7 protein-coding genes and 1 pseudogene are annotated in these 6,683 nt (G+C 69.8%); 7 read left to right on the top strand and 1 reads right to left on the bottom strand.

Features of this window, described 5'->3' with window-relative positions; translation table 11 throughout:
- Positions 1–289 (top strand): annotated as a pseudogene (locus ACESM1_RS30010) (hypothetical protein); the annotation flags it as partial.
- A gap of 3 nt (positions 290–292) precedes the next feature.
- Positions 293–538 carry a tripartite tricarboxylate transporter substrate-binding protein gene (locus tag ACESM1_RS30005; RefSeq protein ID WP_372625027.1) on the top strand — a complete coding sequence of 82 codons (246 nt, stop codon included), beginning with the start codon at positions 293–295 and terminating at the stop codon, positions 536–538.
- A 143-nt stretch (positions 539–681) separates the two neighbouring features.
- On the opposite strand, the gene ACESM1_RS30000 is transcribed toward ACESM1_RS30005, so the two are convergent.
- On the bottom strand, positions 682–1,518 hold the full coding sequence (locus ACESM1_RS30000) for an IclR family transcriptional regulator (protein WP_372625025.1): 837 nt from the start codon (positions 1,516–1,518) through the stop codon (positions 682–684).
- A 143-nt stretch (positions 1,519–1,661) separates the two neighbouring features.
- Here ACESM1_RS30000 and ACESM1_RS29995 point away from each other — a divergent pair, with 143 nt between their 5' ends.
- The 5 genes from ACESM1_RS29995 to ACESM1_RS29975 are packed head-to-tail and all read left to right on the top strand — an operon-like array spanning position 1,662 to position 6,579.
- Positions 1,662–2,573, top strand: a complete 912-nt coding sequence (locus ACESM1_RS29995) for a TauD/TfdA dioxygenase family protein (RefSeq protein WP_372625023.1) — start codon at positions 1,662–1,664, stop codon at positions 2,571–2,573.
- Positions 2,570–3,418: a fumarylacetoacetate hydrolase family protein gene (locus ACESM1_RS29990; protein ID WP_372625021.1), complete on the top strand. Its 849-nt coding sequence runs from the start codon at positions 2,570–2,572 to the stop codon at positions 3,416–3,418. The genes ACESM1_RS29995 and ACESM1_RS29990 overlap by 4 nt, the downstream gene beginning before the upstream one ends.
- 5 nt (positions 3,419–3,423) lie before the next feature.
- Positions 3,424–3,855 carry a nuclear transport factor 2 family protein gene (locus ACESM1_RS29985; protein WP_372625019.1) on the top strand — a complete coding sequence of 144 codons (432 nt, stop codon included), beginning with the start codon at positions 3,424–3,426 and terminating at the stop codon, positions 3,853–3,855.
- Positions 3,852–4,958: an Ldh family oxidoreductase gene (locus ACESM1_RS29980; protein ID WP_372625017.1), complete on the top strand. Its 1,107-nt coding sequence runs from the start codon at positions 3,852–3,854 to the stop codon at positions 4,956–4,958. Before ACESM1_RS29985 ends, ACESM1_RS29980 begins: the two co-directional genes overlap by 4 nt.
- A gap of 25 nt (positions 4,959–4,983) precedes the next feature.
- Positions 4,984–6,579, top strand: a complete 1,596-nt coding sequence (locus ACESM1_RS29975) for an ABC transporter substrate-binding protein (RefSeq protein WP_372625015.1) — start codon at positions 4,984–4,986, stop codon at positions 6,577–6,579.
- Positions 6,580–6,683: the final 104 nt, after the last annotated feature.

The following is a 6,683-nucleotide window of genomic DNA, read 5'->3' as shown; positions in this document are numbered from 1 at the left end:
CGTTGCCGAACCTCAGGCGAAAACCGGTTCGATGTCTTCTTCGTCATGGCCCCATCCTCTCAATCCTCGGGGCCTCCGGCAAACCCGGCGCGGTTCACTGTTCGCCACGCTGACAAAGCGGCGCCTGAAGCGCAGCGTCTTCCGCTCTGTCATCGAGCTGCACCAGGCAATCCGCGATTACCTCCACGCCCACAACGCCGACCCAAAGCCCTGCCGCTGGACCGCGCCCGCCGACACCATTATCGGCAAGCACCAGCGCGGGAAACGTCTACTGGAATCAGTCCACTAGGTCCTGCCGGAGTTTGAGATCCGCAACTGGTTCGGCATCGCCGGCCCGGGCAACCTGCCGCCCGCGATCGTCGCACGCTGGACGGATGCGCTCCGGCGGGTCGGCGCAGACCCCGCCTTCCAGCGCCGCATGACGGAGAACGGCATGGAGGTCATCATCGGCTCGCAGGCGGAATTCCTGGAGACCATCCGCGCCGATCGTGCGCGCTGGGGCAACGTCATCCGCGACGCCAACATCCGCGCGGACTGACCGCGGCGCAGCGCTGCGGCCCGAGCGGAGGGTCGCAGCGCCAGGGGCGAGAACCGACGCGGCGCTGCGCCGCATGGACCGTGCTACGCTTTCCTACGCCCAAGCAATGACAGACCGCCGGGTAACCCAGCACCGGCTTGGCTTCAGGGAAGGCGTGTCGAGAGTTGCTTCGCACCGGCCTGCAGCGACGCGACGATCCGTCCGTGATCACCCGGCACGTAGTCGCCGATTGCCATGATGCGCGTCAGGCTGCCGGAAACCTGCGACCCGTCGCGCGACAGCACCGGCACGGAGACCGCGGCGAGGTGCCGGTTGAAGCGCCCCGCCGTGGCGACATGGCCGTCCCGCCGGATGCTCGCGAGCCGCTGGCGCACCTCTGCCCAGTCGGCGCCGAGGCCGGCGGCCGCCATCTCCGCCCCCCGCGCCGCGAACAGCGCCCGGATGCGCGGTGTCGGCAGATGCGCGAGGATCGCAAGCGAGGCAGCGCCCTGGAACAGCGGCAAGGGCAGGCCCCGCGCGCGCAGGATGCTGACGGAGTGGCCGCCGGAGTCGATCGCCTCCGGCCCTTCGCGGTGCACGCACAGCACCTTGTCGCGGTAGAGGCTGCACAGCAGGACCATGCTGTTCGGCTGCTCCGCCGCCAGCGCCGGCAGCACGGCCTCGCCGGCCTGCAGCAGCGGATCGGCGATCCGCATCAGCCGCTCCAGTTCGACCACGCGGGGGCCGAGCGTGTAGCGACCCTGCGCGGCCTGAGCGAGCAGCCCAGCATCGCAGAGCGTCTTCACGTAGCGATAGGCGGTGGACTTGCTGTAGCCGAGCCGCGCCTGCAGGTCGTCCACGCGCAGCACCGGGCGGGTCGCGCTGAACATGTCCAGCACATCCAGCATCCGTGCGAGGCTGCCGGCGCCGGGGGCATCCGGGCGGCGCGCCACCTGCGACGAAGGCGTCGCGGGCGCTTCGCTCTCGCCGATGTCTCGCATCAAGGTTCCGCTGGCCACGAACGAGTCATAACCCGATCGGGACTTGCACGCGACCACACCGGAGCGTTAGCGTTCCCCATAATGTGGGAATTCGCGTTCTCGGCCAGAGAGCCGGGACGCCCACCCGACGAATGGAGGAAACCATGCTGAACATCCGCCCTACCGGGGACATACTCGGCGCGACGGTCACCGGGATCGACCTGGCGAAGCCCATGTCCGACGCCGATTTCGCCACCATCCTGCGCGCCCTGGGCGAGCATGGCGTTCTGCGCTTCCCCGAACAGTTGCTGGAACCGGCGGCGTTGCGCGACTTCTCCGCGCGCTTCGGCAGCATCCAGGGATCCGTCACCGGCAAGTTCCAGGATCCGCAGGTGCCGGAGGTCGGCATCCTCTCCAACATCATCGAGGACGGGAAGCCGATCGGCATCGCCGATGCCGGGCAGGACTGGCACACGGACATGTCCTATCGCGACACGATGGGCTTCGTGAACGTGCTCAACGCGCACAAGGTGCCGCGGCGCGACGGCAAGCCGCTGGGCAACACGCTATTCGCCAACATGCATGCGGCCTACGAGGCGCTCGACCCCGCGCTGAAGGAGCGGCTGCAAGGCATGACGGCCACGCACGATTTCAACAAGTTCTGGGAAGGCATGCTCGCCAAGGGCAGCACGCGCGGCCCGCTGACGCCCGAGCAGCGGAAAAGCCGCCCGCCTTCGGTGCATCCGATCTTCCTGACCCATCCGATCACCGGCCGGAAGGTGCTGTACTGCAACCCCGGATACGCCGTGCGGATCAACGAGCTCGACGAGGCGGAGAGCGACCGCGTGCTGCAGCAGTTGTTCGCGCACCAGCTGGAGCCGCGCTTCATCTACACCCATGTCTGGGCCGAGCGTGACCTGCTGATCTGGGACAATATCGGCACGCTGCACAATGCGCTGCCGGACTATGCGCCGCACGAGCACCGCCTGATGAAGCGCTGCCAGGTGATGGCCGACCGGGTCTTCCAGCCCGCCTTCCTGCAGCAGGCGCTGGCGCCCGCGGCCCACGCCCGATGAGGCTGCTGAGCTTCCGTACCGCCGCCGGCGCCTCCTATGGCGCGGCGGTGGAGGATGGCGTGGTGGATCTCGGGCGACGCCTCGGCGCCCGCTTCCCGACGCTGCGCGCGCTGCTCGCCGCGGGTCCCGCAGGCCTCGACGCCGCACGCGCGGAGAAGGGCGTGGACCACGCGCCGGAGGCGATCAGCTTCCTGCCGGTGGTGCCGGACGCCCGGAAGATCATCGGCATCGGCCTGAACTACCGCTCGCATGTCGCCGAGTCCGCCGGCCGGGAGCCGCCGCCCTTCCCGCGTGTCTTCTCACGCTGGAACGACTCGGTGGTGGGGCATGGGGAGGCGCTGCTCCGACCCCTTGCCTCGGAGCAGTTCGACTACGAGGGAGAACTCGCCCTCGTCATTGGCAGCCCGGGACGCCACATCGCCAAGGAACGCGCCTTCGACCACATCGCCGGCTACACCTGCTTCACCGATGGCAGCCTGCGCGACTGGCAGCAGCACACCACCACCTCCGGCAAGAACTTCTTCCGCAGCGGCGCCTGCGGGCCGTGGATGGTCACGGCGGATGACGTGCCGGATCCGACGGCGCTGACCCTGACCTCCCGCCTGAACGGCAAGCAGGTGCAGCACGCCTCCACCGGCGACCTGATCTACGACATTCCCACGCTGCTCGCCTATGTCTCCGCGATCACGCCGCTCGAGGCGGGCGACATCATCGCGACCGGCACGCCGGAAGGCGTCGGGTCGCGTCGCACGCCGCCGCTGTGGCTGAAGCCGGGCGACGTCTTCGAGGTGGAGATCACCGGCATCGGCACGCTGCGCAACCCCGTCCTCGCCGAGGAGGGCTGACGCCCATGGACGAGCTTCTCGCCGCCGCGCGCATGTTGGCGTGCCAGCAGTCGATCCACCGCTTCTACGCAGCGCTCGACGCCTCCGACTTCGCCGCTGTCGCGGCGGCCGTCGCACCGGATGGCGTCTGGCACCGGCAGGGCAAGGCGCTGCGCGGCCCGGGCGACGTCGCGGCGGCCCTGGCCGAACGCCCGGCGGGCCGCGTCACCGCGCATCTCGTGCAGAACCTGGTGGTCACGCTTGAGGACGCGGAGACCGCGACCGCGCGCTACAACACGCTGGTGTTCCGGCACGATGGCGCGGCCGGCGCGCCGCTGCCCGCCCCGATCGGCGTGCCGCTTTCCATCGCCGCGGCGCAGGACCGCCTGCGCCGCGACGCCACGACCGGCGCCTGGCTCGTGGTGGAACGGCGCTCTTCCCGGGTGTTCGGCGCTTGAGCGCGCCGGCCAGCGGCATGCTGATGGTGCCGGCGGAGCGCGTTAGGGCGCAGATCCTGGCGATCCTGCAAAAGTGGGGCATGGCGCCGGATCTCGCCGAGACGACCGCCGAGATGATGGTGGAGACCGATCTTCTCGGCGTCGATTCCCACGGCATCTCCATGCTGATGACCTACGAGGCGCGGCATCGCGAAGGACGGCTGAACCTGCAGGCGCGGCCGAAGATCGTGCGTGACGGACCGGCGACTGCCCTGGTCGATGCCGGCGCCGGTCTCGGGCATCCGGTCTCCGTTTTCGCCATGAACCTCGCCGTGGACAAGGCGATGGTCAGCGGCGTCGCCGTCGTGGGCGTGCGCAACTCCCACCATTTTGGCGCCGCCGGCGTCTATGCGCGCATCGCCTCCAGGCGCGGCGCCATCGGCCTAGTGACGAGCGCGACGCGTGGCGTCGCCATGGTGCCGACGCGTGGTGCCGTACCCGTGCTCGGCACCAACCCGCTGGCCTTCGCCGCACCGGCCGGGCGCAACCCGCCCTTCGTGCTGGACATGGCGACGACGACGGTCGCCGCCGGCAAGGTGAAAGTCCATCACCTGAACGACCGGCCAGTGCCGGCGGGCTGGGTGATGGACGGCGCGGGCGCTAGCGTGACCGATCCGCATGAGGCCTACCGCTACGTGTTGGAGCGGCCCGAGGGCGGTCTCACCCCGCTCGGCGGCACGCCGGAGATGGCGAGCCACAAGGGCTACGGGCTGGCGATGATGGTGCACATCCTCGGCGGCACGCTGCTGGGCGCCACCTTCTCGCCGATCCGCAACCGCACGCAGTCGGAGACGGATCCGGACGGGATCGGGCACTTCTTCATGGCGCTCAATCCCGCAGCCTTCCGCGAGGCCGGGGAGTTCGAGCACGATCTGGACGAGGCGATCGACGTGCTGCACGCCACGCCGCCCGCCGACCCCGCACGCCCGGTGCTGGTCGCCGGCGACCCGGAGGAGGCGGCGCGTGAGCGGCGGCTGCGGGAAGGCATCCCCGTGCCGCCGGCGCTCGACCGACACATCCGCGCCATCTGCGAACGCGGAGGAGCCGACTACCTGCTGAGCTGACAAGACACCAGGGAAGGAACGACCAATGAAAATGAAAACCTTGAAGGCGATGCTGCTGGCCGGCGGCGTGTTCGGCGCCGGCGCGATCGCCGCCGCGATGCCCGCGACGGCACAGACGCTGCGCATGGCGGTGGGCGCGCAGGTCACGTCGCTCGACCCGCACTACCACAACATCTCGCCCAACAACGCCTTCGCCGCGGCCATCTTCTCCAACCTGCTGGAGATGGACCCGAACTCGCGCCCCGTGGCGGCGCTGGCGGAGAGCTGGCGGCCGATCAGCGAGGATGTCTGGGAACTCAAGCTGCGCGAAGGCGTCCGCTTCCATGATGGCACGCCCTTCACCGCCGAGGATGTCGCCTTCACCTTCGAACGCATCCCGCAGGTGCAGAACAGCCCCGGCTCCTTCCGCACCTACACCCATGCCGTCACCGCGGTGGAGGTGGTGGACCCGCTGACGGTGCGCCTGCGCACCCGCGGGCCGGATCCGAACCTGCCGGCGAACCTGTCGCAGGTGCCGATGCTGTCGCGCACCATCCATGCCGGAGCTTCGACCGAGGATTTCAACTCCGGCCGCGTCGCCATCGGCACGGGCCCTTATCGCATCACCGGCGGCCGGTCCGTGGACCGCATGGATCTGGAGCGGAACGACAGCTACTGGGGCGGCGCGGAGCCGTGGCAGAAGGTCGAGTACCGGATCGTGACCAATGCCGCCGCGCGCACCGCCTCCCTGCTTGCCGGCGACGTCGATTTCATCGACCAGGTGCCCACCGCCGATCTGGAGCGGCTGCGCCGGGACAGCAACATTCGCCTGTCCGAGGTCGACAGCCTTCGGCTGGTCTATTTCCACTTCGACCACATGCGCGATGGCCCCTCGCCCTTCATCACCGACAATGCGGGCCAGCCGCTGCCGCGCAACCCGCTGCGCGACCTGCGGGTGCGGCAGGCCCTGGCGCATGCCATCGACCGGCGGGCGATCGTCGAGCGGGTGATGGAGGGCAATGCCGCGGCGATCAACCAGTTCATGCCGCCGGGTGCCTTCGGGCATGTGTCGGAGCTGCATCCGCCGCCGCCGGCCGATCCGGAGGCAGCGCGGCGCCTGCTGGCCGAGGCCGGCTACCCCGAGGGCTTCCGCATCACGCTGCACGGCCCGAACGACCGCTATCCAAATGACGCGCGGATCGTGCAGGCCGTGGCGCAGATGTGGTCGCGCGTCGGCGTGCGGACCGCGGTGGACGTGCAGCCCTTCTCGAGCTTCGTCACGCGCGCCTCGCGGCAGGAATTCTCGTCCTTCCTGGTGTCCTGGGGCAGCTCGACCGGGGAGCCCTCGGCCGGCATGCGCTCGGTGCTGGCGACCTATAATCGGGAGCGGGGCATGGGCTCGGTCAATCGCGGGCGCTACTCCAACCCCGAGTTCGACGCCATCCTGACCCGCGCGATGCGGGAGCTGGACAGCGAGAAGCGCGAGGGCCTGCTGCAGGATGCGATGCGCCTGGCGATCCGCGACCAAGCGATCATCCCGACGCATGTGCAGCGCAATGTCTGGGCGATGCGCAACGGCTTCAACCACACGCCGCGCACGGATGAGCGCACGCGGCCACAGGATGTGCGCCCGGCGAACTGAGGCAGGCGCATCCTCGGCACCGACAAGGTGCCGGGGATGCAGCCCGGCCTAGACCCGAATTGCCCGGGCTGTGGGGGGGCCCGTGGGGGGCAGCCCGTTCGAGC

It is taken from the genome of Falsiroseomonas sp. (assembly GCF_041690465.1).
GTDB lineage: Bacteria > Pseudomonadota > Alphaproteobacteria > Acetobacterales > Acetobacteraceae > Falsiroseomonas.
The sequence above is the reverse complement of the archived record's forward strand: the minus strand, read 5'-3'. Positions and strand labels throughout refer to the sequence as shown.

Coding starts and splice junctions, on each gene's coding strand:
- ACESM1_RS30000 (WP_372625025.1), bottom strand. CDS start 1,518: ATGCGAGACATCGGCGAGAGCGAAGCGCCCGCGACGCCTTCGTCGCAG.
- ACESM1_RS29995 (WP_372625023.1), top strand. CDS start 1,662: ATGCTGAACATCCGCCCTACCGGGGACATACTCGGCGCGACGGTCACC.
- ACESM1_RS29975 (WP_372625015.1), top strand. CDS start 4,984: ATGAAAATGAAAACCTTGAAGGCGATGCTGCTGGCCGGCGGCGTGTTC.
- ACESM1_RS29985 (WP_372625019.1), top strand. CDS start 3,424: ATGGACGAGCTTCTCGCCGCCGCGCGCATGTTGGCGTGCCAGCAGTCG.
- ACESM1_RS29990 (WP_372625021.1), top strand. CDS start 2,570: ATGAGGCTGCTGAGCTTCCGTACCGCCGCCGGCGCCTCCTATGGCGCG.